The 24852-nt window shown below is 68.2% G+C and carries 28 protein-coding genes; 18 read left to right on the top strand and 10 right to left on the bottom strand.

The features are described 5' to 3' along the window. Positions 1-56: 56 nt before the first annotated feature. Both ABD768_RS22375 and ABD768_RS22380 read right to left on the bottom strand, forming a co-directional pair. On the bottom strand, positions 57-920 hold the full coding sequence (locus tag ABD768_RS22375) for a Vgb family protein (protein ID WP_344843583.1): 864 nt from the start codon (positions 918-920) through the stop codon (positions 57-59). Continuing rightward, on the bottom strand, positions 907-2490 hold the full coding sequence (locus ABD768_RS22380; protein ID WP_344843585.1) for an ABC-F family ATP-binding cassette domain-containing protein: 1584 nt from the start codon (positions 2488-2490) through the stop codon (positions 907-909). Before ABD768_RS22380 ends, ABD768_RS22375 begins: the two co-directional genes overlap by 14 nt. A 125-nt stretch (positions 2491-2615) precedes the next feature. Here ABD768_RS22380 and ABD768_RS22385 point away from each other — a divergent pair, with 125 nt between their 5' ends. The 4 genes from ABD768_RS22385 to ABD768_RS22400 all read left to right on the top strand — a co-directional run bounded on the left by ABD768_RS22385 (position 2616) and on the right by ABD768_RS22400 (position 5964). After that, entirely contained in the window at positions 2616-3281 is a 666-nt protein-coding gene (locus tag ABD768_RS22385; RefSeq protein WP_344843588.1) for a TetR/AcrR family transcriptional regulator, read from the top strand. A 46-nt stretch (positions 3282-3327) separates the two neighbouring features. After that, positions 3328-4095: an SDR family NAD(P)-dependent oxidoreductase gene (locus ABD768_RS22390; RefSeq protein WP_344843591.1), complete on the top strand. Its 768-nt coding sequence runs from the start codon at positions 3328-3330 to the stop codon at positions 4093-4095. Between the two features lie 82 nt (positions 4096-4177). Then, positions 4178-4939 (top strand): SDR family oxidoreductase, encoded by a 762-nt coding sequence (locus ABD768_RS22395; RefSeq protein ID WP_344843593.1) that lies wholly within the window; start codon positions 4178-4180, stop codon positions 4937-4939. A 146-nt stretch (positions 4940-5085) separates the two neighbouring features. After that, positions 5086-5964: a DUF3152 domain-containing protein gene (locus ABD768_RS22400; RefSeq protein WP_344843595.1), complete on the top strand. Its 879-nt coding sequence runs from the start codon at positions 5086-5088 to the stop codon at positions 5962-5964. On the opposite strand, the gene ABD768_RS22405 is transcribed toward ABD768_RS22400, so the two are convergent. Continuing rightward, the gene (locus tag ABD768_RS22405) at positions 5961-6512 is read right to left on the bottom strand and encodes a MarR family transcriptional regulator (RefSeq protein WP_344843597.1); all 552 of its coding nucleotides are present in this window, start codon (positions 6510-6512) and stop codon (positions 5961-5963) included. The genes ABD768_RS22400 and ABD768_RS22405 overlap by 4 nt on opposite strands. A 265-nt stretch (positions 6513-6777) precedes the next feature. Here ABD768_RS22405 and ABD768_RS22410 point away from each other — a divergent pair, with 265 nt between their 5' ends. The 5 genes from ABD768_RS22410 (at position 6778) to ABD768_RS22430 (ending at position 9843) form a co-directional block, all read left to right on the top strand. Then, entirely contained in the window at positions 6778-7008 is a 231-nt protein-coding gene (locus ABD768_RS22410; protein ID WP_164602023.1) for a hypothetical protein, read from the top strand. A 180-nt stretch (positions 7009-7188) separates the two neighbouring features. Beyond that, complete coding sequence (locus ABD768_RS22415; RefSeq protein ID WP_343982166.1) at positions 7189-7554, top strand: VOC family protein; 366 nt, start codon at positions 7189-7191, stop codon at positions 7552-7554. 27 nt (positions 7555-7581) lie between these two features. Continuing rightward, positions 7582-7788 (top strand): ASCH domain-containing protein, encoded by a 207-nt coding sequence (locus ABD768_RS22420; RefSeq protein WP_344843601.1) that lies wholly within the window; start codon positions 7582-7584, stop codon positions 7786-7788. Next, positions 7785-8720, top strand: coding sequence for a GNAT family N-acetyltransferase (locus tag ABD768_RS22425; protein ID WP_344843604.1), 936 nt, complete (start codon positions 7785-7787; stop codon positions 8718-8720). Before ABD768_RS22420 ends, ABD768_RS22425 begins: the two co-directional genes overlap by 4 nt. Beyond that, positions 8713-9843 carry an epoxide hydrolase family protein gene (locus tag ABD768_RS22430; protein ID WP_344843607.1) on the top strand — a complete coding sequence of 377 codons (1131 nt, stop codon included), beginning with the start codon at positions 8713-8715 and terminating at the stop codon, positions 9841-9843. Before ABD768_RS22425 ends, ABD768_RS22430 begins: the two co-directional genes overlap by 8 nt. On the opposite strand, the gene ABD768_RS22435 is transcribed toward ABD768_RS22430, so the two are convergent. Together ABD768_RS22435 and ABD768_RS22440 are read right to left on the bottom strand one after the other, a co-directional pair. Continuing rightward, on the bottom strand, positions 9834-10670 hold the full coding sequence (locus ABD768_RS22435; protein WP_344843610.1) for a M23 family metallopeptidase: 837 nt from the start codon (positions 10668-10670) through the stop codon (positions 9834-9836). The two genes, ABD768_RS22430 and ABD768_RS22435, sit on opposite strands and share 10 nt — an antisense overlap. Continuing rightward, a complete protein-coding gene (locus ABD768_RS22440) occupies positions 10667-11338 on the bottom strand; it encodes a hypothetical protein (RefSeq protein ID WP_343982150.1) in 672 nt (223 codons plus the stop codon). The genes ABD768_RS22435 and ABD768_RS22440 overlap by 4 nt, the downstream gene beginning before the upstream one ends. Positions 11339-11482: 144 nt before the next feature. On the opposite strand from ABD768_RS22440, the gene ABD768_RS22445 reads away from it, so the two are divergent. Both ABD768_RS22445 and ABD768_RS22450 read left to right on the top strand, forming a co-directional pair. Then, entirely contained in the window at positions 11483-13270 is a 1788-nt protein-coding gene (locus ABD768_RS22445; RefSeq protein WP_343982147.1) for a PHP domain-containing protein, read from the top strand. After that, complete coding sequence (locus ABD768_RS22450; RefSeq protein WP_344843614.1) at positions 13267-13815, top strand: hypothetical protein; 549 nt, start codon at positions 13267-13269, stop codon at positions 13813-13815. Before ABD768_RS22445 ends, ABD768_RS22450 begins: the two co-directional genes overlap by 4 nt. Positions 13816-14008: 193 nt before the next feature. Here the strand turns inward: ABD768_RS22450 and ABD768_RS22455 are convergent, their stop codons facing one another. After that, positions 14009-16261, bottom strand: a complete 2253-nt coding sequence (locus tag ABD768_RS22455; RefSeq protein ID WP_344843617.1) for a HelD family protein — start codon at positions 16259-16261, stop codon at positions 14009-14011. A gap of 132 nt (positions 16262-16393) precedes the next feature. On the opposite strand from ABD768_RS22455, the gene ABD768_RS22460 reads away from it, so the two are divergent. Both ABD768_RS22460 and ABD768_RS22465 read left to right on the top strand, forming a co-directional pair. Further along, the gene (locus ABD768_RS22460; protein ID WP_344843620.1) at positions 16394-17716 is read left to right on the top strand and encodes a M4 family metallopeptidase; all 1323 of its coding nucleotides are present in this window, start codon (positions 16394-16396) and stop codon (positions 17714-17716) included. Positions 17717-17849: 133 nt separating this feature from the next. Then, a complete protein-coding gene (locus tag ABD768_RS22465) occupies positions 17850-18383 on the top strand; it encodes an NADPH-dependent FMN reductase (protein WP_344843622.1) in 534 nt (177 codons plus the stop codon). Here ABD768_RS22465 and ABD768_RS22470 read toward each other — a convergent pair. After that, entirely contained in the window at positions 18371-18499 is a 129-nt protein-coding gene (locus ABD768_RS22470; protein ID WP_343982132.1) for a hypothetical protein, read from the bottom strand. The two genes, ABD768_RS22465 and ABD768_RS22470, sit on opposite strands and share 13 nt — an antisense overlap. 94 nt (positions 18500-18593) lie before the next feature. On the opposite strand from ABD768_RS22470, the gene ABD768_RS22475 reads away from it, so the two are divergent. Further along, the gene (locus ABD768_RS22475; protein ID WP_343982129.1) at positions 18594-19613 is read left to right on the top strand and encodes an LLM class flavin-dependent oxidoreductase; all 1020 of its coding nucleotides are present in this window, start codon (positions 18594-18596) and stop codon (positions 19611-19613) included. Between the two features lie 17 nt (positions 19614-19630). On the opposite strand, the gene ABD768_RS22480 is transcribed toward ABD768_RS22475, so the two are convergent. Continuing rightward, positions 19631-20128, bottom strand: a complete 498-nt coding sequence (locus ABD768_RS22480; RefSeq protein ID WP_343982126.1) for an Lrp/AsnC family transcriptional regulator — start codon at positions 20126-20128, stop codon at positions 19631-19633. Between the two features lie 133 nt (positions 20129-20261). Here ABD768_RS22480 and ABD768_RS22485 point away from each other — a divergent pair, with 133 nt between their 5' ends. Then, positions 20262-21422, top strand: coding sequence for a trans-sulfuration enzyme family protein (locus ABD768_RS22485; RefSeq protein WP_344843626.1), 1161 nt, complete (start codon positions 20262-20264; stop codon positions 21420-21422). Between the two features lie 117 nt (positions 21423-21539). Here ABD768_RS22485 and ABD768_RS22490 read toward each other — a convergent pair whose 3' ends face one another. Continuing rightward, a complete protein-coding gene (locus ABD768_RS22490) occupies positions 21540-22127 on the bottom strand; it encodes a ClpP family protease (RefSeq protein ID WP_425558447.1) in 588 nt (195 codons plus the stop codon). Between the two features lie 118 nt (positions 22128-22245). Here ABD768_RS22490 and ABD768_RS22495 point away from each other — a divergent pair, with 118 nt between their 5' ends. The 3 genes from ABD768_RS22495 to ABD768_RS22505 are packed head-to-tail and all read left to right on the top strand — an operon-like array spanning position 22246 to position 23981. Then, a complete protein-coding gene (locus ABD768_RS22495) occupies positions 22246-22602 on the top strand; it encodes a helix-turn-helix domain-containing protein (protein WP_343982119.1) in 357 nt (118 codons plus the stop codon). 3 nt (positions 22603-22605) lie between these two features. After that, positions 22606-23589, top strand: coding sequence for a pyridoxal-phosphate dependent enzyme (locus tag ABD768_RS22500; protein WP_344843632.1), 984 nt, complete (start codon positions 22606-22608; stop codon positions 23587-23589). Beyond that, a complete protein-coding gene (locus ABD768_RS22505) occupies positions 23586-23981 on the top strand; it encodes a GNAT family N-acetyltransferase (protein WP_344843635.1) in 396 nt (131 codons plus the stop codon). The genes ABD768_RS22500 and ABD768_RS22505 overlap by 4 nt, the downstream gene beginning before the upstream one ends. Here the strand turns inward: ABD768_RS22505 and ABD768_RS22510 are convergent. Further along, positions 23968-24849: a hypothetical protein gene (locus ABD768_RS22510; RefSeq protein ID WP_344843638.1), complete on the bottom strand. Its 882-nt coding sequence runs from the start codon at positions 24847-24849 to the stop codon at positions 23968-23970. The genes ABD768_RS22505 and ABD768_RS22510 overlap by 14 nt on opposite strands. Between the last annotated feature and the right edge of the window lie 3 nt (positions 24850-24852).

The raw sequence follows: 24852 nt of genomic DNA on the forward strand, positions 1-24852 counted from the left end.
ACACTGCTCCTGTGGGTGGATCAGCGGGTCCCTCCGGTGGGTGAATCGGCTCACTCTCAGGCGTGGATGTGCGCAAGGACACCGATCTCGAGGGCTATCCAGACCTCGCCGTTGGCGCCGACTGCCAGGCCGTGCGGCTCGGAGTTTTCGCCGAGGGGGATCTCCTCGGTCACCGCACCCTGCGCATCGAGCCGGATCGCGGAACCCGAGCCCCACAGCGTCACCCAGCAGCCGCCGTCGTCGGTTGCGACGACCGCGTGCGGCTTGGACGAACGGTCCGGCAGCGGATACTCGACGATCTTCCCGTCAGCGTCGATCCGCCCGACCTGGCCGGCCAGCAACTCGGTGAACCAGACCCCACCCGCCCCCGCGCTGATCCCCACCGGCCCAGCACCTTCGGTCGGCAACGGATGCAAGACCACCGCGCCATCCGGTGCCATCCGCCCGATCGCGTTCCCCTGGTTGAGCGCGAACCACACCCCGCCCTCATCCGCCGTGATCATCGCCGGAAACCCACCGCTGCTCCCGAGCTCGAACAACGACACCTCCCCATCCACCGTCACCCGCCCGATCCGGTCCACGTTCATCAGCGTGAACCACAACGCCCCGTCCGCCCCCACGCACAACCCGTACGGCCCCGACCCGACCTCAACCGACGAAACCACCCCATCGGCCCCGATCCGCCCGATCCGCTCATCACCGTTCCGGGTGAACCACACCGCCCCATCCGGCCCCGCCACGATCACACTCGGCCGGCTCCCGTCGGCATCGACCGAGAACCGCGACACCACCCCATCCCGCGCGACCCGCGCCACCGCCCCCGCGTGCACCAGCGTCGTCCACACCGCACCGTCGCCACCCACCGCGACGCCGTACGGACCTTCATTGCCCTCAGCAACAACGATCTCAGCGCTTCGCAAGACTCTTCTCCTCCAGTTCGAGCACCTCACCACGCCACCGCGACACGAACCGCCGGTCATGACTCACCACGACCAGCGCCCCGTCGTACGCGTCCAGCGCTGCCTCCAACTCCTCCACCAACACCAGCGACAGATGATTGGTCGGCTCATCGAGTACCAGTACGTCGTACTGCGTGGTCAGCAACTCCGCGAGCGCCAACCGCCGCCGCTGCCCGGTCGACAGCTCCCGCACCCGCGTCTGCAACTGCTCCCGCTTGAACAACCCCAACCGCCCGGACCCGCGATGCCGCATCAACTCTTCCCGCAACGTCGCATCCGGCCGCGCCTCGACGACGTCCTGCGCCAGATACCCGATCCGCCCCCGCCGTTCCACCGACCCGGAGTCGGCCGCCAGCGCACCGGTCAGTACGTCGAGCAGCGTCGACTTCCCAACCCCGTTGGGTCCGGTGATCAGCAACCGATCACCCTTCGAAACCTCAACCGACGCAGGCCGCAGCCGCCCGGCCACCGACACCCCCACCGCATCAAGCAGCACCCCACTCGACCCAGCCGTCCGCAACGCGGCCGTGAACCGCAGCGGCTTCGACGGCACCGGCGGCGGATTCTCCTCCAGTCGCCGCAACCGTTCCTTGGCATTGCGGATCTTGCTCCGCTCGGCCTGGTTCACCCGATCACCCGCGATGCCGTACGCCATCTTGTTGTTGTCCTGCATCGGCCGCCCGTAGGCGACCCGATCCGCCGCGGTCCCGACCGTCGACCGCATCACGGCGACCTCGTCCTCCCAGACCTGCCGCGCCTGCGCGATCCGAGCCCGCTCGGCCGCCTTCTCCGCGAGATATCCGGCGTACCCGTTCCCGTACCGAGTGACCTGATGCGTATCGCCGTCCACCTCGAACAACGTCGACGCGACCCGCTCCAGAAACGCCCGGTCATGCGATACAACGACCGTCGTACCCGAGCGTGACAGCAGGTGATCCTCCAGCCACACCGTCGCGGCCAGGTCGAGATGGTTCGTCGGCTCGTCGAGCAACAACACCTCAGCACCGGCAACCAGTACCGCGGCCAAGTGCAACCGCGCCAGCTCCCCACCCGACAGCGACGACAACACCCGATCGCCCGGCAAGGAGCTCAACCCCAACCCGGCCAGCGCCCGTTGGAACCGCGCCTCGGCGTCGTACCCCTCGCGCACCTGGAACGCGGTCTGCAACTCGCCGTACTCGTCCAGCACCGAAACGTTGCCGTCAGCAAGCAATTCCTCGAGCTCGAGCAACCGCTTCTCGATCGCGCGCAACTCGGCCAGCGCGTGGTCCAGTGCCGCCGCCACGTCGAGATGCAGGGGGAGCGGATTGTCCTGGCCCAGGAAGCCGATGCTGCCGGCGATGGTCACCTTGCCGTCGAGGTCGGGCTGGTCGATCCCGGCCAGGATCCGGAGCAGGGTCGACTTGCCCGAGCCGTTCTCGCCGATCAGCCCGCTCACCTCGCCGGGCGGGAAGGCGCAGCTCACCCGATCGAGCACCGGGCGATGGTCGTACGACTTGGAGATCTCCTGCAACGACAGCTGGGTAGACATACGTGTCCTCCTGACTCGCTGGAACGGACGGACCTCACCCGAGACGGGTGGACCGGTTCGACGGCGAATCAGAACTCCACGACTACCTCCTGCTAATGCGACGAATGTTGCGTTAAGATCATGCCATGCCCGCTCCCCGGAACGCAACCTCAGCCGCCGCCGATGCGGCCGTCACCGGTGCGGAAGGCGGGGATGACGCTCGCGGTGAGCGGGCGAGGCCTGGCGGCCGGACTGCCCGGGTTCGCGCTGACGTGCTTGCGGCAGTCGAGGCGGAGTTGGCCGAGCACGGTTACGACGGGCTCACCGTCGATGCGGTCGCCGCGCGTTCCGGCGTACACCGCACCACCGTGTACCGCCGTTGGCGCACCGTCGACGGCCTGCTGGTCGACCTCCTGGCGATGGGCGCGGACGACTCCTGGATCCCCGCCGACACCGGCACCCTCGAAGGCGACCTCGTCGAACTCAACCGCGAGATCCACGCCTCGCTCACGATCAGACCCTCCCTGACGACGGCCGTCATCGCCGCCTCCTTCCGGGCGCCCGAGGCTGCCAACGCGCTGCACGGCTTCTGGAAAGACCGGTACGAACGCAGCGCCATCGTCATCACCCGCGCCATCGACCGCGGCGAGATCCCCGCCGACACCGACGCCCACCGCGTCCTCCTGACCGCGACCGCACCCCTCTTCCACCAGCTGACCCTCCTGCGCCAGGACCTCTCCGAGGCCGACGCCGACCGTTACGCCCGCGACGCCGCCCGAGCAGCGAAGGCCGGCATCCTCCGCGCCCCCTGAAAGCCGCCTCCTGAAAGGATGAGGAAAAGCCGAAGGAGGCAACCAAGTGTCCGGACGTCTGACGGACGAGGTCGTGCTCGTCACCGGAGCCGCTCGCGGAATCGGCCGGGCAATCGCGATCAAGGCGGCCGAGGAAGGCGCCGCCGTAGCGCTCCTCGACATCCTGCCCGACGAGCTGGAGACCACCGCCGCCGAGCTCGAGCACTCCGGCGCGACCATCGCGGCATCCGTCGGCGACATCACCGACGAGGACTCCGTACGCCGATCCGTCGCCGAACTCACCAAGACCCTCGGCCGTCCGATCACCGTCCTGATCAACAACGCCGGCCGGAACTCCTACGCCGACGCGACCACGATGACCGTCGCCGAATGGGACAGCGTCTTCGCCGTCGACCTCAAAGGCGCCTGGCTGATGGCCCGCGCCGTCCTGCCCGAGATGATCGAGGCCAAGCGCGGCGCGATCGTCAACATCGCCTCGATCCACACCCAGCTGACCACGGCCGGCATGTTCCCGTACGCCGCCGCCAAGTCCGGCCTGGTCGGCATGACCCGCAGCCTCGCCCTCGACATCGCCCCGCACGGCATCCGCGTCAACGCCGTCAGCCCCGGTTTCATCGCCACCGACCTGCTCGAAGAGTTCTTCGACACCATCCCCGACGCCCGCGAAACGGCCCTCGCCGTCCACCCGCTCGGCCGGGTCGGCACCCCCGAGGAGGTCGCCGAGGTGGTCTGCTTCCTCGCCTCGAAAGCCGCCGCCTTCGTCACCGGCGCCAACTGGTCCGTCGACGGCGGTCTGGGCATCCGCTACGCCTGACTGTCACACTTCTCGCCTGGCGCGAGTCGGACAAGTAGAGCCGCGAGAACCGCGGCCGCACCGACCGACAGGAGCCAGAACCATGACCGCAACCGTCCTCGTCACCGGCGGCACAGGAACCCTCGGGCGGCTGACCACCCCGCTGCTGAGGGACGCCGGCTTCAAGGTCCGGGTGCTTAGCCGCAGCAGCCACGAGCCGGCCGACGGGATCGAGTACGCCGTCGGCAACCTCACCACCGGCGAAGGCATCGACGCCGCAGTCGCCGGGGTCGACACGATCGTCCACCTGGCCGGCGACGCCAAGGGCGACGACGAGAAGGCCCGCACGCTGGTCAAGGCGGTCAAGGCAGCTGGTGGTAAGCCCCACATCGTCTACATCTCGGTCGTCGGCGCCGACCAGGAGTCCTTCGCGTACTTCGCGTTCAAGCGCGGCGCCGAGCAGGTGATCGCGGAGTCCGGCCTGCCGTGGACGACAGTCCGCGCCACCCAGTTCAACGACCTGGTGCTGACCCTGGCCAAGACGCTCACCAAGCTTCCCGTAGTACCGGTCCCCACCGGCTTCCGCGTCCAGCCGATCGACGCCCGCGACGTAGCCGCCCGCCTGGTCGAACTAGCCCAAGGCGAACCCGCCGGCCTGGTCCCCGACATCGCCGGTCCCACCATCTACACCCTCAAAGAGATCATCAGCTCCTACCTCACAGCCACCCACCGTCGCCGTCCTCTCCTCCCCATCCACTTCCCCGGCAAGGCCCCCCGTGCCTTCCGCGCAGGCGTCAACCTCGCCCCCGCCAACGCGACCGGCACCCATACCTGGGAGTCCTTCCTCACCGACCGCGTCGGCTAGCCCGCTGAGCTCCACCAGGTGTTGGTGGACCAACTCGTCCTTCAAATTGACACGGCTGTATGAAATAAGACAGAAGGGTTTTCGCCGCATCAGACAAGTACTGGGTGAGGACGCGTTCGACCGGAGCGCGGAGTGAGGAGCTGTTGATGCGCAAGACGAGGATCGCCGCCCTGGGGATCGTTGGGGCGGTCGCGGTCGTCGCGTTGCTCCAGTTGCCGGCCAGTCCGTTCTCGCGCCAGGAGCACCCAGAGCGACCGGTGGCCCAGACGTCGACGCAACCCAAGAAGGCGGCCTCGCCGAAATCCACACCGACCGGCAAGGCCCCCGAGCCCGAGACGCCGGCCGAGCCCGGGGCCCCGGCCGAGTCCAAGACTCCCGAAGTACCGGCTTCTCCGCAGTCCAACTCGGCGCCTGGGCAAGGGGATCCGGGGGTCACCTATCCCGTCCGCGGGACGGTCGACTTCACGACCTTGCCAGGCAACCCGGCGACGATCGGCCGGGCGGGCAAGCTCTTCACCTTCCAGATCCAGATCGAGGGCGGCATCAAGGGCATCGATCAGGCCGCCTTCGCGAGCTTCGTGCGCGAGACCTATGGCGCGCCAGAGGGTTGGGCTTCAGCAGGCAAGTACCGGTTCCGGCAGGTCGGTCCGGGGCAAGCGGCTGACTTCAAGCTGATGCTCGTCACGCCCGCGACCCGGGATACCTACTGCGGCGGCGGCTTCGACCAGTACACGAGTTGCCGGATCGGGGAGCGAGTCGTGCTCAACGTGGCGCGGTGGGCCAAGGGGGTACCGAACTACGGCGCGAGCCTGACGACGTACCGGGAGTACATGATCAACCACGAGACCGGGCATCGGCTCGGCAACGCGCATGAGCTGTGCCCTGGTCCGGGACAGCCGGCGCCCGTGATGCAGCAGCAGACGTTGGGGCTGCATGGCTGTACGGCGTACCCGTGGCCCTACCGGAACGGTCAGCGCTACGAGGGTCAGCTGGGCAAGTACGACGACCCGACACCCAGCAACTAGTTGTTGAGGATCGTCGGGGGGAGTTGGTCGGAGGCGTTGGCGGTGATGGCGGCTGATTCGAGGCCGTCGGCAACAGTGTGCAGGAGACGGATCAGCTGGGCGGCGTCGGCGGGGCCGAGGATGCCGGTGACCACGTCGAGGACGCGGACGGTCAGGCCGTCGAGCTGGGACAGGCGGGCCTGACCCATCCCCGTCACCATCAGCATCGGCGACGTGCGGACCAGTCCGAGGGCAGCGAGCTCCGCGATCGCGAGCTCTGCCTCACCCGTGGTGGTGCCGACCTGGTTGGCGACGGCCCCGGCGGAGTCGCGCCCGTTGGAGATCGCGCTCAGCACCAGCGCGGCCGGCATCTTGATCCCGACCGCGTCCTGCAGGCCGAGGATCAGTGGGTGGGCGTGGCCGCGGACCCGCTCCACGGCGTCCAGCAGCCGGAGCGCGTCGCTGATGTCGCCGATCAGGTGTTCGGTCTGGACGGTGGCGATCCCGGTCGGCGAAACAATCTGGTCGGGAACCGCCAGGGCCTTGGTCCCAGCGTCTTCGATGGTCACTTCACCAGCGTACGGAGGCCGCCGGGTCGCCTCGGCGTGTCGTACCTGAGGAAACGCTATGAATTGCGTCTCCCGAAACAATCGAACAAAGCTTCGAAACGGGTGAACAAAGAGTGAAGAAGTTCTGGACAATTGCCCAGATTTCGCGCGTGACCTTCCGTTCTGCTCGTCCGTTGGATCTGACGTGACGGTGAACACACGGCGCACCGGCACCGCGCTCGCTCCGCGACTAAGGCCGACCACCCTGGAACTGCATGGAGGACAAGTGACAACCGCCACCGCCACCCAGACGTCTGAGCGCCGACGCGTACGAGTCTGGTTCGGTGAGCACGTGATCGCCGACTACAACGCCGAGCCGGCGTTGGCCGAGCGGTACGCCCACGCCATGAGCCGTCGTTTCGCCGGACTCCGGGTCACCAACGACCCGATGCCCGTCGTGGACCGGCTCCCCGACCCCCTGCCCGGCGAGCGCATGTGGGATGTAGCCCCCCGTTAGACCCTCGAACAATGCGCCTGGACAAGTAAAAACGAAAACACTTCAGCGTCCGCACCGAACCTCACCGGTGCGGACGTTTTCTGTCTCCGCCTTCTTTCACAGCCCGGTATGTCGAGCCCGTCGCCGCGACTCCGACGTACCCGCTGTGAGCCGATCGCCGGCTCGGAACAGGAGACAGCCATGGACCGCCCAGTGCTGAACAGCATGCTGCTCGGCAGTACCGACCCCGACCGTCTCAAGGCGTGGTACCGCGACGGCTTCCACGCCGAGACGAACAACTACGGCACTCTCGACCTCGGTGGTTTCGGCCTGATCGTCGAGCACCGCGACGACGTCGACGCGAAGGCACCCGAACCGGGCCGCTTCATCATCAACTTCGCGGTCGAGGACATCGAGCAGACCGCCGCCCATCTGCGCACCCTCGACGTCAACTGGCTGGTCGAACCCGAGGACCGCGGCCCCGGCTACTTCGCCACCCTGATCGACCCGGACGGCAACTACGTCCAGATCATCCAGATGAAGCCGGAGTACTACGCCAACCTCTGACCTGGCGCCGTCCGTAGGCTGACCGGCATGGAGAAGGCCGAGTTCGGATTCCCGGGCCCGCTGCGCGACCAGCTCGTCGGAGCGATCCTCGCGGGGACGAAAACGTCGACCACCGGGCTGGTCGCCGACGCGGACCTCCGGCACGTGATCGACGACCCGGCCTTCACCGTCGACGACAGCACCGAGGCGATCCGGTGGCGCTTCCGCCTGGTCACCGACCTGAGGCCGGCATGAGCTGGCCGGGCGGTGTCGAGGTTCGACCGCTCGGGTCAGCCAAACTTGAGGGGCTCGTCGAGTTGGTCAATGCGATCGCGGCGGCTGATGGAAGTGGCGAGTACGTCGATGCGGTCGGTCTGCGGCGTGTGGTCGATGCGGCCGCCGACGGACGCAGTGTCTGGAAGGGGAGTCGACTTGTCGGGTACAGCCTGATCGACGACGAGACGGTGAGGGGCGGGATTCACCCGGAGTATCGGCGGCAGGGGATCGGGCGGCCGCTGTTCGAGTGGGCGACCCGGCGAGCCTTGGAGTTGTTCGCGACGGTCGACATCGAGTTGCAGAGCATCGACGACGGTGGTCGGGTGCTGGCTCTTGCCAACGGCTACCAACCCACCCGGTACTACAGCTCGATGCAGCGCCCGTACTCCGAACAGCCCATCGTCACCCAGCCGGCCGAGGGCTTCCGACTGATCCCGTTCGCCATCGAGTACGACGAGCCGCTCCGGCTGGCCCACAACGAGATCTTCGTCGACCACTGGGGTGTCGAGCCCAAGACCGAGGAGGACTGGCAGCGGTGGTTCACCGGCCATCGCGGATTCCGGCCGGCGCTCTCCCGCCTGATGCTCGACGGCGATCGCATCGCGGCGTACGCGCTGGCCTATGAGTATCCGGCCGACACCGAGGCGACCGGCGTACGGGAGTTGTGGATCGGGCAGGTCGGCACCCGACGTGAGTATCGCGGCCGCGGGCTGGCGAGCGCGGCGATGGCGGAGGCGATGCGAGCAGGCGAGGCGGCCGGCTTCGAGCGCGCCGGACTCAACGTCGACGCGGCAAGCCCGACCGGCGCGCAACGCCTCTACGAGCAGCTCGGCTTCCGGACCGTTCACACGAAGGTCCTCTATCGGCTGACGCGAGACCCGGCATCCGAGGCGAGGGCAGTCGATGCTTGAGCCGTTCCGGATCGAGATCCCTCAGGAAGCCGTCGACGACCTCCACCGCCGGCTTCAGGGAGTCAGGTGGCCGCGATCGCTGTCGAGTGACTGGGCGCGGGGCGTGCCGGTCGAGTACCTGCATGGGGTGGTCGAGCGGTGGCTGGAGTTCGACTGGCGGGTGTGGGAGGCGCGGCTCAACGCAGTACCGCAGTACAGGACCCGGATCGACGGCCAGACCGTGCACTTCCTGCATGCACGCTCGCCCGAGCCTCATGCCATCCCGCTCCTGATGACCCACGGCTGGCCGGGCTCGGTCGCCGAATTCATCGAGGTCCTCGGCCCACTCACCTCGCCGGGCGAACACGGCGGTGATGCTGCGGACGCATTCCACGTGGTCGCGCCATCGGTACCAGGACACGGATTCTCGGTACCACTCGAAGGCCCCGGCTGGGATCACGAGCGGATCGCCCGCGCCTGGATCGAGCTGATGAATCGCCTCGGCTACCCCCGATACGGCGCGCAAGGCGGAGATACCGGGTCGGTCGTCTCACCGCTCGTCGGCGCACTCGCACCCGACCGCGTCATCGGCGTACACATCAATGGCGGCCTAGGGTTCCCAGCGGCCGAGCCCGGCGACTTCGACGACCTCAACGCAGCAGACCAGGCCAAGCTGGCGACGGCCGAGCACATCCGCGCGACCGGCACGGGCTACGCCGAACTGCAGTCGACCAAACCGCAGACCGTCTCCTTCGCCCTCAGCGACTCACCCGTCGGACAGCTCGCCTGGGTCCTGGAGAAGTTCCACGACTGGACCGACCCGGCTCGCGCGCTCCCCGAGGACGCCGTCGCCCTCGACCACCTGCTGGCCAACGCCTCCATCTACTGGTTCACCAACACCAGCGCCACCTCAGCCAACCTGTACTACGAAAGCCGAACCGCCCCTCCCGCCGCGCGAAGTGAGGTCCCCACCGGAGTCGCCGTCTTCCCCACCGACCCAGCCATGCGCCACATCCTCGAACGCTGGCACAACATCACCCACTGGACCGAGTACTCGAGAGGCGGCCACTTCGCCGCCCTGGAAGCCCCCGACCTCCTGGTCGACGACATCCGCGCCTTCTTCCGGCCCCTACGTCAGCAGTAGTCCCGGCACCCTCGGTCGACTCCGTACGCCCGCCGCACCTTCCCCACCAACGCCACCGGCGACAACTGCCGCCCCTCATGCCAAGCGTTGAGAAAACTCTGCGGCGCCACAGCCCCTCGCCGGATCCACCAGTGCCCCGGCGCAGTAGGCCAGCTGATCCCGAAATGCAGATGCGGCGGCGTCACCTGAGCACTCCCGGTGTTCCCGGTAAGGCCCAACGGCTGCCCAGCCTTCACGACCAGCCCCGGCTTGATCCCAGCCCCAATGGCCGACAGATGCGACCCGTAGTACCGAACCCCATCCACGCCCACGACAGAGATCGACAACCCACCCCGATCCCGCCCGACGTTCGTCTTCTTGTTCCAGGTGTCCACCCGGGTCACCTCATCGACCCGCCCGTCCACCGGCGAGACGAACTTACAACCCTTGTCCGCGAAGATGTCCGACGCCGGATAATCATGATGACTCTGCGAAGCATCCGCCCGGCAACCACCGATCGGGAAGACGTACCGGGTGGCGCGGACGGCGGCCGCCGTTGTCGGGGCCACCGACCTGGACGGCCGCTGCGGCGTCGCGGGTTGCGCGGGCGTCGCAGGAGCAGACGGCGCGGTCGTCGGCACAGCGGCCGGCTCGCTCGGTACAGCGGTCGGCGTGGTCGGCACAGCCACGGTCTTGGTACGAACGCTGGTCGCCGGCGCCGGTACAGGCTCCGTTGTCTTCTTGGAATCGGACCGGTCGAACGCACCGGTCGCGGTGAGTGCGATCAGCCCACTGCCCGCGACCACCAGGGCCGCGGACAGGAAGGCCAACCAGACGGACCGCCTCACTGGAACCAAAAGTCGTTGACCACGGCAACCGAGTAGACCGTCTCGCACGGAATGCCGTTCTTGTCGGCATCCATCCGTTCCGGCCGGCCCCAGTACCACCAGTAGGCGACCGCCTCGGCGTACGTCGCACCCCGGTCGGCCAGGTCGCGGCAGAACAGGCCGGACGCCAGCGGTGTCACGCCGACGACCTCCCGACCGTTCCAGTACGACCCGATGTCGCTGCGTGGATAGACGGTCTCGCACGGGATACCGTTGCGGTCGGCATCCATCTGGTTGGGCTGACCGTGCAGCCGCCAGTAGTCGATCGCCGCCACGTAGCTGTACCCCTTGCTCTTCAGGTCCCGGCAGAAGAGTCCTGCCGGGAGCGATCGGACGTCGCCGATCGCCTTCGGCAAGGTTCGTACCGGGGCAGGCGCCGTCGTCGTGCCTTTGACCGACGGAGCCACGGTCATCGTCTTCACCGTAACCGGTACGCCGGTCGACTGCGGCGCCGCCGTCGTCTCCTTGGCCGAATCTTGCCGACTCAGCAGGAAGACCAGCCAGGCCAGCAGGACGATGACCACCCCGACCGCGACCCCTGCCAGGGCAGCCAGCGTCGCGTTACCGCGGTCCCTGCCCGGGTGAGTGTTCTCGAAACTTTCCGTGACTGTTTCCGGTTCTCCATTCATGTTTCCCCCCGCGAACCATTGAAGTCCCGTCGCTGTGTGTTGTCCATGGCTCGGGCGAGGGCGGAGGTTCATCCGGACAACATCTGGATGTCACCCCGAAAGGCGATGATCCCGCCGGATTCCGCCATCCGAGAGGACGCACGAATGGGACACTCCCACGACCACACCGGCCACGGTCATGGTCACGATCACAGCCATGAGCACGGGCACGGTCACGGACATGGTCATGGGCACGGTCATGATCACGACCATCACCACCCGAACACCGAGCTGGACGCCGCCACCACCGCGGCGCTGGACGAGTCGATTCCGGACCAGGACCTGTCGCCGACCGAGTTGTCGCGCCGCGGTCTGCTCCGCTCGGCCGGGATCCTCGGTGGCGCTGCGGCCCTCGCCGTCTCCGGCGCCGAGTTCGCCGCCGCGACCTCGCCGACCGGGCACGTGTTCACCAGCGGTGGCCGGCCGAACGTCTGGCTGGCCGGCGACCACCACATCCACACCCAGCTGAGCTCCGACGGCATGTACCGGGTCATCGACCAGGCGCAGCACGCGGCCGCGAACGGCCTCGACTGGCTGGTCATCACCGACCACGGTGGCGCCACCCACGCCCGGATCGGCGTCGACCTGGTCAACCCGCAGATCAAGGCGGCCCGGGCCGAGCTGAAGAACACGCTGATCTTCCAGGGCCTGGAGTGGAACATCCCGGCCGCCGAGCACGGCACCGTCTTCGTCGCTCCCGGCAGCCGCGAGGTCGAGGTACTCAAGCAGTTCGAGAACGGCTACGACGGCAGCGTGAAGAACGCCGGCGCCAACACGCCGGCCAACGAGCAGCTCGCCCTCGACGGCATCCAGTGGCTCGGCCGGCAGGTCGACCAGCGCCGGGTCGCCGACGCGCTGTTCCTCGCGAACCACCCCGCCCGCAACGGCATCGACAGCCCGCACGAGATCCGCAACTGGCGCGACGCCGACCCGCGGATCGCCGTCGGCTTCGAAGGCGCGCCCGGTCACCAGGCCGGCGGTCTGCCGGCCGGGATCGGCGCTGGTGGCGCTCGCGGCCTCTACGGCAACGCGCCGAACGCGAACTCCTTCCCCGGGTACCCGGCCGAGTCGTACCGGACCTGGGGTGGCTTCGACTGGATGACGTCGACCGTCGGCGGTCTCTGGGACAGCCTGCTGGCCGAGGGCAAGCCGTGGTGGATCAGCGCCAACTCGGACTCGCACGTCAACTGGAACGAGACCTCCCGTCGTCCCGACGGCTCGGACCAGGCGCAGTTCGACCGCGACGGGCGCTACATGGACCCGGTCTACAGCCGCACGGTCAACCGCACCGCGGCCGACTTCTTCCCGGGCTACTACAGCCGGACGCACGTCGGCGCCGACAACCGCGACTACCGCGCGGTGATGGAGGGCCTGCGCAACGGCCGCGTCTGGGTCGACCACGGCGCGCTCGTCAAGGCCGTCGACATGGAGGTCCGCGAGACCGGCAAAACCCACGGTGAGCCGCTGGGCGGCGCCTTGCACGTACGCCGGGGCCGCGCGATCGAGCTCGTCATCCGGATCACCGCGCAGAACGTCCCCAACTGGGCCAACTTCACGCCGTCGCTCAACCGCGTCGACGCGATCGTGGGTGCGGTGAAGGGTGCGGTCAGCGACAAGGACACCTTCACTGCGCCGGACACCAAGGTCGTCAAGCAGTGGGACACCTCGGGCAAGCGTGGCACCTTCGAGCTCGTCCTGCCGCTGGGCAAGGCGGACCCGGAGAACCCGTTCTACGTGCGCGTCCGTGGTACGGACGGCAACCGCAGCCAGGTCGGCTACCTCGGTGCAGCGATCGACCCTGCCGGCCCGCAGCTGGATGTGGTCGGTGACGCCGACCCGTGGGCGGACCTGTGGTTCTACACGAACCCGATCTGGGTGCTTCCGACAAAGTGATCATCGCCGTCGATGCGGACTCCGCAGACACCGTGGAGGCCGAACACGTCCTCCACGGCCTGCTGGAGTCCGCGACAGGCCCGGTAGTCGCCTGCACCCATGTGGTGTCAGGCGGCCACCTGGCTGTCTCCATCAGCACGCCCGGCTTCGACCAGACGTCCCTGACCCAGGATGTCGGTTCGGCCGTCATCCGCGCGGGTGCAGCCGAGCCCGAGGTCGCAGGCCCAAGCCAACTCGTCCGCGGCGCCTATGTGGCCGCAGTGGAAACAGCGCTGGGTACTGCGGGCCGCCTGGTCGCATTCCCCGGCCAAGAGAACGCTCGCGGCACCCTGACCGCAGCAGAGCTTGTAGAGACCTGCGGCATCGACCAGGTAGAAACCATCGGCGGCCTACCCGTCGACGACTCCACCCTGGTAGACACCCGCAACTACATCCGCCCCATCCGCCGCCACGGCCAGATAGTCCTCCTGGTCCAACCAGCCGCCGGCGGAGTCCTCATCCCCTTCGAAGTCGAACACCAAATCAAGTGCTGCGCCAATCACTGACGTGGCGGCTCAGTTCCCCGGGTGGTCCATCAGCGTGACCTTGTCACGCGTGGTGCCGCACCGCTGACAGAGCTCGTACCGCCCGCCTTCTTCGTTGCGCTCGGTTCTCCACCTGTGTAAGCCGAGAAGACACTGAAGAGGCTTCTTCATCCTTCGACAGTAGAGCTGTCGACGTGCCTTGAGAACAGTCCGGTCAGGTGCGGACGTCCCAGGCGTCAGAGCCTTGCAGTACGTCGGGTAGGGGGCCGATGACGCCTAGGCGTTGGGTGCAGCGGGTCAGGGCTACGTAGAGGTCGCGGAGGCCTCGGGGGGACTCGATCATGATGCCGTCGGGGTCGACGACCAGGACCGAGTCGAACTCGAGGCCTTTCGCACCGGCGACCGTTAGCACGGTGATCCCGGCTATGTCGCCCACTGCCTCCTGCACCAGCTCCAGCCGGTGCCGCGAGGTGATGACGCAGACCTGCCCGTGCTGCGTCTCCTCATGCGCCACCTTGCTCACGTACGCCGCCTGCTCAGCCGCCGGTACGTCGAGATGCCACGGCCGTACCCCAGTCGCCCGTACCGACTGCGGCGCCACCGCGGTCGGGTCCACTTCACGCAGTACGTCAGCAGCCAACTCCATGACCTCAGCCGGCGTCCGGTAGTTCATCGTCAACTCCGCCAGCCGCCAGCGATCCCCGAACGTTGGCGCCAACGCCTGCCGCCAACTGGTCCCGCCACCGGCCGCACCCGTCTGCGCGACGTCGCCGACCAGCGTCATCGACCGCAGCGGACAACGCCGTGCGATCGCCCGCCAAGCCATCGGCGACAACTCCTGCGCCTCGTCCACGATCACATGCCCGTACGTCCAGCGCCGATCGACCGAGGCGCGCTCGGCCAGCGTGCGATCGTCATCGGCCTCATAACGCTCGGCCAGCATCTCGGCGTCGAGGATGTCCTTCGCCGACAGAACTTCCGCCTCGTCGTCCTCGTCGAAGTCGGTCGAGCCCGAACCGGACAGAACGTCCAGAGAGCCTTGTGCATAAGCGATCGCGCGGGCCCGCTCGGCCCGCTCGCGCGCGAGATCACGCCCGTCGTCGCCGAGCAGTTCGGCGGCTTCGTCGAGCAGCGGGACGTCGGCGGGACTCCAGTCGTCGCCGTACCGGAGCAGGTGCTCGCGGTCGAGGTCGCTCAGTTGCGGCGCGGCGGATTTGAGTCGCGCCTCGTCGGCGTACAGGTCGATCAGGAGTTGTTGCGGGCTGAGCACCGGCCAGAGCTGTTGTAGCAAAGCCTGGACGCCGGGGTCCGCGACGACCTCGTTGCGCAACTCCTCCAGGTCGTAGTCGTCGAGCAGGTTCTCGCCGCCGAGCGGGTCCTCGCCGATGATGTCGGCGTACTGGCTGACCAGGTGCTCGATGAATGTCGTCCGGAAAAACGGCTGCGCCTGGTTGTGGGTCAGCTGCCGGGCGCGGGCGGCGGCGCGGAGCTCCTCGACGACGGCCGGCTCGACCCGGAGTACGGTCCGGTCGACGGTCAGCTCGAGCGGCTTGGTGGGCACCCATTGGCGATCGGCGACGGCGGTCTCGATCACCTCGGCCATCACCGCGCGGCCCTTCACCTCGGCGACCTCGGCGGGCTCGGGGCGGGTCGCGGTCACGCCGGGGTACAGCTCGGCGACGGTGACGAGGCGGACGCCGTCCTCACCGAGTGACGGCAGCACCTGGCCGATGAACTTCAGGAAGGTGGAATTGGGGCCGACCACCAGAATGCCGCGCTTTTCCAGTTGGCTGCGGTGTGTATACAAAAGGAAAGCCGCCCGGTGCAGCGCGATGGCGGTCTTTCCCGTGCCCGGCCCGCCTTGCACCACGAGCACCCCGGCCAGCTCGGAGCGGATGATCCGGTCCTGGTCGGCCTGGATGGTCCGCACGATCGACTCCATCGTGCCGGTACGCCGCGCCTCCAGCGCGCTCAGCAGCACCGCCTCGCCGACCACCCCGGTGCCCGGCTGGGACGCGCCGTCCGCGGTCCGGTCCAGGTCGAGCTGCTCGTCCTGGACGTCGACCACCTGACGCAGCCGGGTCTGGATGTGCCGTCGCCGGACGATGCCCTCGTTCACCACGGCGGTGGCGATGTAGAACGGTCGCGCCGCGGGTGCGCGCCAGTCGACCAGCAGCGGTTCGTAGTCCTCGTCGTGCAACCCGATCCGGCCGATGTGCAGGACGCCGCCGTCCTCGTCGTCGAGCCGGCCGAACGCCAGACCCTCCTCGGCCGCGTTCAGCCGGGACAGCCGGGCGTTCAGGTCGCGGACCCGGCCGTCGCGCTGGTGCAGGGCCTGCGCGTTCCGCGTACCGGCGATCTGCTCGTCCTGCCGGCGACCCTCCGTACGCTCCCGCTCACGGTCGAGGGTCGCGTAGAAAGCCGTCAGGTAAACCTGTTCAGCCTCGACCGGATTCAGCAATTCCAACCCCTCGTGATAAAATGCACCTCGTTGGTTCCCAGTGCCGATTTCGGCAATTCTCTGGTGGCAGCCACAAATCCTTGAGTTTATCGCATTTCGCCCTTTGCGCTACCCGGTCCAGAGGGCACGATCAGCAGCATGACGGTCCATCACATCGTCCCGCCGTACCTGCTCGAACACCTCGAGCGGACCGCGGACGACCCGAATCTGCGCGCTCGCTACCGCCTGTCGCTGCAGCACGACGCCGTACTCCGAAGCCGCCCGGCCGCGCTCGGGCAGGGCTCGGTCCAGCTCGAGGGCCCTGCTCGGTCCGAAGGCTCTGTTCAGTCTGAAGGCGATGACGCGGGCGCGCGACGGGTCGTCCACGATGCGGAGAACGGCACCACGCTGCCCGGCCCGGTGGTCCGGCGCGAGGGCGATCCCGCGGTGGCCGATGCGACCGTCAACCAGGCCTACGACGGCACCGGGGCGACCTGGACGATGTTCAAGGAATGCTTCGGGCGGGACTCGGTCGACGGAGCCGGGCTGCCGCTGAGTTCGACGGTGCACTACGACCATGGGTATGCGAACGCCTTCTGGGACGGCGCGCAGATGGTCTTCGGTGATGGCGACGGGGAGATCTTCGGCGACTTCACCCGCTCGATTGACGTCACTGGTCATGAGTTGACGCATGGCGTTACGCAGTACACGGCAGGCCTGGTCTACGAAGGCCAGTCAGGCGCCCTCAACGAGAGCCTCTCCGACGTCTTCGGCTCGCTGGCCAAACAGCACCACCTGGGCCAGACCGCTGCAGAAGCCGACTGGCTCATCGGCGCCGAACTCTTCCGCCCCGGCGTCGCCGGCGTCGCCCTCCGCTCCATGAAGGCCCCCGGCACCGCCTACAACGACCCCCGCCTGGGCCAGGACCCCCAACCCGCCCACATGTCTTCCTATGTAGAAACCACCGAAGACAACGGCGGCGTCCACCTGAACTCCGGCATCCCCAACCACGCCTTCTACCTGGTAGCCACCGCCCTGGCCGGCTACGCCTACGAAGCCGCCGGCCAGATCTGGTACACCACCCTCACCTCCGGCAACCTGACCTCCACCGCCACCTTCACCACCTTCGCCGAAGCAACCCAAGCCACCGCCGCCACCCTCTACGGCCCCACCTCCCCAGAAGCCACCGCCGTCACCACCGCCTGGCAATCAGTAGGCGTCCTCCCCACCACTCCCGAAGCGGACCCCACACCACCCGACCCTTCACAACCAACCGACCTGATCCGAGCCGCCAACACCTCCCTACCCCTCAACCCCCCACCCGCCGCACCACCCGCACCCGCCGAATCGGCCGCACCCGCCGAATCGGCCGCACCCGCCGAATCGGCCGCACCCGCCGAATCGGCCGCACCCGCCGAATCGGCCGCACCCGCCGAATCGGCCCCGCCTGACCGGCCCACGGCGGGACCTGACCCCCAGTGAGCGGGCTTGCTGAAACAACAACTCGGCCGGTGGCGACTTGACCACCGCGGAGTGGTCGGCCGCGGAAGCGGACCCTCGCACCGGATGTTGTTGGTTTGACCTCAAGTCAACTTGAGGTTCTACCGTCGGCGGAGTGACTGTGCATCCGCTCCGCCTCGCCCTGCTGGTCCGGAACTCCGAGCCGGGCAAGTTCGGCACCGTGCTGGCTGAGTGGTTCGCGCGGGAGGTCGAGCGCAGAGACGACTTCAAGCTCGACCTGATCGACCTCAGCCGCACTCCGACGGCTGACCTGCCGGCGCGCATCGACGAGGCCGACGCGATCGTGATCGTCTCCCCGGAGTACAACCACGGCTACCCAGGCGACCTCAAAACCGCCATCGATTCCGTACGCCGCCCCTGGTACGCGAAACCAGTCGCCTTCATCGTGTACGGCGGCCGCTCCGGTGGACTCCGGGCGGCCGAGCAACTCCGCCAGGTCTTCGGCGAACTCCACGCCGTCACCATCCGCGAAACCCTCAGCTTCCACCAGCCGACCGACCCCTTCACCCCCGACGGCACCCCACAGGACCCCACCACCCCCGCAGCCGCCGCCACCCTCCTCACCCAACTCGCCTGGTGGTCCCGCCCCCTCCGCGAAGCTCGCACCACCACCCCCTACCCCGCCTGACCCTTGCCCGGTACGCCGAACCGCTGCCAACCGCCCGACGCCGTGCCCTGGTTGACCCTTCGCGCCGGTACGCCGGACCGGCACCAAGCCGTCGTACCGACAACTTTGTGCTTCACGTGAGCGAATCCACCCGGTCGCACTCGCTCAGATGGAGCACAAAGTCGCCCGCTCGGTGGAATAGCCCGCCGCGAGTGGTGGTTACGGTTGAACGTGACTGCTGAGCCGATGCCCCTGTCCGTGCTCGACCTCTCGCCCGTACCGACGGGGACGCGCCCGTCCGAGGCACTCCACGAGACCCTCGAGCTCGCAAGAAGCGCAGAGGCGGCCGGCTACCACCGGTACTGGCTGGCCGAGCACCACAACATCCCCAGCGTTGTGAGCACCAGCCCAGAGGTGATGATCGCGGCCGTCGCCGCCGCGACCTCCTCCATCCGGGTCGGCTCCGGCGGCATCATGCTGCCGAACCACTCACCCCTGAAGGTCGCCGAGAGCTTCCGCGTCCTCGGCGGGCTCTACCCGGGCCGCATCGACCTAGGCATCGGCCGCGCGCCCGGTACCGACCAGCGCACCGCACTGGCCCTCCGCCGCAGCCGCGAGGCCCTAGCCGCCGACGACTTCCTCGACCAGTACACCGAGCTCCGCGCGTACGCCGAAGGCTTCCCCGCCGGCCACCCCTTCGCCCCGATCTCCGCCCAGCCGGACGACATCCCCCTGCCGCCCGTCTGGGTGCTCGGCTCCAGCGCGTACGGCGGCCAGGCGGCCGCAGCCCTCGGCACTGGCTTCGCCTACGCCGGCCACTTCGGCAACCTCGACCCAGCCGGCGTCATCGGCTCGTACCGCGAGCTCTTCCAGCCCAGCCCCGAGCAGCCGAAGCCCCACGCGATCCTCGCCCTTGCCGCGATCGTCGCCGAAACGGAAGAGCGAGCCCAGCAACTCAGCCTCGCCAACCAACTCTCCATGCTCCGCCTCCGCTCCGGCCGCCCCAGCCCTCTCCCGTCCCCCGAGGAAGCCGCCGCTTACCCGTGGTCCGACGGCGAACGCGCAGCCGTCGAGGAGTGGGCCGGCCTGGTCTCCGTAGGCACCCCCGACCAGGTAGCCGCCGACCTCACCCGCCGAGCCACCTCAGCCGGCGCCGACGAACTCATCATCACCACCAACATCCACAACCCAGCCGAACGCCGCCACTCCTACGACCTGCTAGCCACCGCCTGGGGCCTGAAGCCCCGCTGAGTTATCCACAGGTTGGGTCAGGTGGGGGTGCCGCGGACGTGTTCGAAGATGAGGCTGGTTTCGGCGTGGATGACTGCAGGATCTGCGGTGAGGTGGTCGAGGACGAAATCGCGGAGGGCGTCGGGGTTCTCCGCCGATACGTGCAGTAGGTAGTCGTTGGCGCCGCTGACGTGGAAGAGCGCCAGTACGCCGGGGAGGCGCGGGGCCGCCGCGCGGAAGCGGTCGATGTCGTCGCGGGAGTGGGCGCCGATCCGGATCGCCACCAGCGCCTGGAGCGGTCGCCCGAGCGCGGCCAGGTCCACCTCCGCGTGGAAACCGCGGATCACGCCGCGTTCGCGCAGTGAGCGCACGCGGGTCAGGCAGGTCGACGGCGCGATGCCGGTCGCCTCGGCGAGCGCGTTGTTCGGCATCCGGCCGTCGGCGGTCAGCAGCCGGACCAGCTCCCGATCGACCTCGTCGAGCGCAGCGGGCACCGGCCGGGGGGCCGGTCCAGGCGTCCGACGATCCTTCGGCATGACCCCACTGTAAGTCCCATCCACAGAATCCACAGCGTGTGGACAAGCCTGTGGACGAATTTTATTCGGAACTCTTGCCCGATTCTGCAGAAGATTCCATCCTCAGGCTCACCCCGTCCTGAGGAGGCCCCCCATGACCCAGCTGGACACCCGCTCCGTGCACGCCGGCCGCGACGACCTCACCGCGCTCGGCGTCCACGTCCCCCCGATCGACCTCTCCACGACCTACCCACTGCCCGATGTGGAGCGCGGCGGAGCCTCGTACGACGCCCTGGCGCTCGGCAACGGCCCCGACGGCGGCAGCCTCGTCTACCAGCGCCTGTGGAACCCGAATGTCGCCCGCTTCGAGCAGGCCCTCGCAGAGCTCGAGTACTGCGAAAGCGCAGTCGCCTACGGCTCCGGCATGGCCGCTCTGTCCGCCGCCCTGCTCGCCACGGTCGTCGGTGGCCGCCCGCATGTCGTCGCCGTCCGCCCGCTCTACGGCGGCTCGGACCACCTGTTATCCACAGGCCTACTCGGTACGTCGGTGAGCTGGGTGACCCCCACTGGTATCGCTGATGCCATCCGCCCCGACACCGGGCTCGTCCTGGTCGAGACGCCGGCCAACCCGACGGTGGAGTTGGTGGACATCGCCGCAGCCGTCCGCCAGGCCAACGGCGTACCGGTGCTTGTGGACAACACCTTCGCGACGCCTGTGCTCCAGCAGCCCGCCCAGCACGGCGCGACTCTGGTGCTGCACTCGGCAACGAAGTACCTGGGCGGCCATGGCGACGTCATGGGCGGAGTCATCGCAGCCAACGCCGAGTGGACCGCCAAGCTCCGCCAGGTCCGTGCCCTGACTGGTGGCCTGCTGCACCCGCTTGCGGCGTACGAACTGCACAGGGGACTCCAGACCCTGCCGGTACGAGTCCGGGCGCAGCAGTCCTCGGCGGAGAAGGTAGCTGACTGGCTGAGCACCCACCCGGCTGTGGATAACGTCTACTACCCCGGCCTACCCGAGTGCGACCCCCAAGGCCTCATCGGCCGCCAGCAATCCGGCCCCGGCGCCGTCCTGGCCTTCACCACCACCGGCGGCTACGACTCCGCCGCCCGAGTCGCAGCCTCACTCCACCTGATCACCCACGCGGTCTCCCTAGGCGGAGTAGACACCCTCATCCAACACCCAGCAGGCCTAACCCACCGCCTGGTCGACGACTCCGCCAAACCCCACAACAACCTCCTCCGCCTAAGCATCGGCCTGGAAGACCCCGACGACCTCACCAACGACCTCTCCCAAGCCCTAGCCGCCACCTGACCCACCCCGCCTGCCCCGCGCGGCTGCCCCACCCCAGCCAACCCAGGCCCAGCTGACCCCAACCTCAGCGGGGCAGGCATTGCAGCATTCTCTTAGGCCGTGAGGCCTCGCCCAGGCTTAGGTGAGCACAGGGACCGGGTGCTGGAGGACCTTGTCGATGATTCCGTAGTCGAGGGCTTGTTCGGGGGTGAACCAGCGGTCTCGGTCGGAGTCTTCTTCGATCCGGTCGATCGGCTGGCCGGTGCGCTGGCTCAGCAGGCGGGCGAGATCTTTCTTGGCGAGGACCGACTGCTCCGCCTGGATCTTGATGTCTGTCGCCGTTCCGCCCATCCCGCCGATCGGCTGGTGCATCATGATCCGGGCGTGCGGTAGTGAATACCGCTTACCTTCCGCCCCGCACGCCAGCAGCACCTGACCCATCGACGCGACCAGCCCCATCGCATACGTCGCCACGTCGTTGCTGATGAAGTTCATCGTGTCGTAGATCGCCAGCCCGGCCGACACGGATCCGCCGGGCGAGTTGATGTAGAGCGAGATGTCCGCCTTCGGATCCTCGGCGTTCAGCAGGATCAGCTGGGCGCACAAGGCGTTCGCGTTCTCGTCCTTGATCTCGTCGCCGAGCACGACGATGCGCTGCCAGAGCAGGCGCTGGTAGATGTGGTTGTCGAGGGCATTCGGTGCAGTGGTCTCGCTCATGTCATCCAGCGTCGCCGCCCTGCGCGGCGGAGTCCCAGGAATCTGCCCATGGCAGATCTGCCCACCGCAGACCTGCCCGGGGTGGCACACTCGACCTAAGGACACCGGAGCAGGGGAGGACCCAGACGTGTTGCTACGCCAGGTGATCGGAAACGTCTTCCGCCGGCTGCGGCGCGAGCGGGGGATCACCCTGCGCGAGCTCGCCGAGCAGGCCCAGGTCTCCGTCCCGTACCTCTCCGAGATCGAGCGCGGTCGCAAGGAACCCTCCTCGGAGATCCTTGCCGCCATCTGCCGGGCCCTCGACCTCGAGCTGGCCGACCTCCTCGCCGAGGTGCAGTTCGACCTCGCCACCGCAGTCCGCGCCACTCTGCCTGTGCGCCTCCAGACCTCCTCGATCCGCGTCACCGAGTCGGCACCGCAACGCGTGGTCTCCTCCCCGAACGCCTACTCCACCTCAGCCCAAGCCTTCGCTCTGGTCGCCTAGGCAGTGCTCTGGCACACCAACCCGTCCGCAAGGACCTGGCGTACTACGGCTGCGCCCGCAGACGTACTCACCTTCCACCAGACCCTGGACGGCTACCGCCCGACCCCGCTCACCTCAGTACCAGCCCTAGCGGCTGAACTGGGCGTAGCCGAGCTCCTGGTCAAGGACGAGTCGCAGCGACTCGGCCTGCCCGCGTTCAAGGCGCTCGGAGCCTGGTGGGCAATCCACCGCGCCTTGCAAGACCACCCGTCGACCACTGAGCTGGTCACCGCCACCGACGGCAACCACGGTCGAGCAGTAGCCCGGATGGCCAGGACCCTCAGCCTCAAGGCGCACGTGTTCATCCCCGCCGTGGTCAGCGACCGCGCCATCGAGGCCATCCGCTCCGAGGGCGCCGTCGTCACCATCGTCGACGACTCGTACGACGCTGCGGTCGCCGCCGCGGCCGAGGAGGCGATAGGGGAGAGGCTGCTGATCCAGGACTCGGCCTGGCCCGGGTACGAGGTCATCCCGCAGCACATCGTCGACGGATACTCGACGCTGTTCCGGGAGATCGACGTCGAGCCTGACCTGGTCGTAGTACCGATGGGTGTGGGCTCTGTCGCCCAAGCTGCTGTCACCCACTACCGCAGTGGACCGTTAACTCCGGTACTGCTCGGTGTAGAGCCGGCGAGCGCTGCCTGTGTCACCACAAGCTTGCGGGCAGGCGAATTGCTCACTGTGCCGACAGGGCAGACGGTGATGGCGGGGTTGAACTGCGGCACACCCTCAAGCCTCGCCTGGCCGGTACTGCGGGCCGGCCTCGACGCAGCGGTCACAGTGGAGGAGTACGAGGCAACCCTTGCCGTCCAGGACCTCGGCAGAGCAGGCATCTCATCAGGTGCCAGCGGAGCCGCCACCCTGGCCGGCCTGCGAGCGGCACGAGACCTGCTGCCGTTGACCAGCGACAGCACGGTTGTGTTGATCAGTACGGAGGCTGCGCCGTGATCGACTACCGGACCCGCTTCCCGGTCGACGACACCGAGCTGTCCACGCTGCATGCGCTCGCGTTCGAGTCCCCGCCTGAGGTGCAGCCATGGGCCGCGCGGCTGGAGCGGCACGCGCTCACCTGGGTCGGTGCCTTCAGCAACGATCAGCTCGTCGGCTTCGTGCAGGTCTGCTGGGACGGTGGTGCGCACGCCTTTGTCCTCGACACAGCTGTCCACCCGTCATACGGGCGGCAAGGCATCGGCAAGGAGCTGGTTCGCCTCGCGGCCGAGGAGTCGAACGCGGCAGGCTGCGAGTGGCTGCATGTCGACTACGAGCCGCATCTCGCGGACTTCTACGTCAAGGCATGCGGCTTCTCGCCCACCGAGGCGGCCCTGCTCAAGCTCCGCTGAGTACTGCGGTCAGCCGCTCGGTCGACACGCAGGAGATCAAGCAGCGCTCCTTGGCGTCTCCGAGCAGCTGGGCGGTCCATGGCGTGAAGCCGCCGTCGCCCAGGTCGGCACCAGGGAGGGCGATGCCGAGCGCAGTACCGGAGTAGTAGTTGATTCCCTTCTCCCGTTGAGGATCCTCGGCGAACTCCACCTTCAGCGCAGGCCGTACCGTGTCGTCGATCCGCTCCCGTACTGCGGTCCGCTCGAACGTGGTGAACGTCAACTGTGCCTCATCACCCAGTACGTCGTGCCAGTAGCGGAGATGGTCGACCAGCATCTCCGCCTCGATCCGCCCCGACCCGGTGTCCCGCGCGCTCGACACCAGTGCGAACAGCTCGAAGTGCGCGAACATCCCTGGTCCGTCGACCAGTTGCGCGCGAACCACCCGCTGACAGGTGGCGAGGTCAACGCGGTCCTGGCCGGCGCGGCGGCGTACCGCGGCCTCGATCGCGAGCTGGTTGGTCGGATCGCTCGCGACCTCTGTACCGCGGATCGTGCTGACGACCATGTTCTGGTGAATGGTCGCCACCGCCGAGCACGTCCCCAGCGGTGTCAGCGGCGACAACTCCACGCCCGCGAACCGCTCCGGCAGGCGCTCCCACAGCATCGCCTGCGTCTTCACCAGCGCCCGCGGATCGACTCCGGACGGCCGCACGAACCGATCCTCCCGCCACCGCTGCACCAACCGTGCCGGCGTCACCGCAGCCGCCCGCTCCCGACTGACCTCGAGCAAAGCCGTCTGCAACTCCGACGGACTGAGCCCGCGCGTCAGCGCCTCCCGCACCCCGTCGGGAACTTTCCGCCAGACCCGCTCGCCCACGTCAGCCATCCC

The organism is Kribbella ginsengisoli (assembly GCF_039537185.1).
In the GTDB taxonomy this organism is placed as follows: Bacteria; Actinomycetota; Actinomycetes; order Propionibacteriales; family Kribbellaceae; genus Kribbella; species Kribbella koreensis.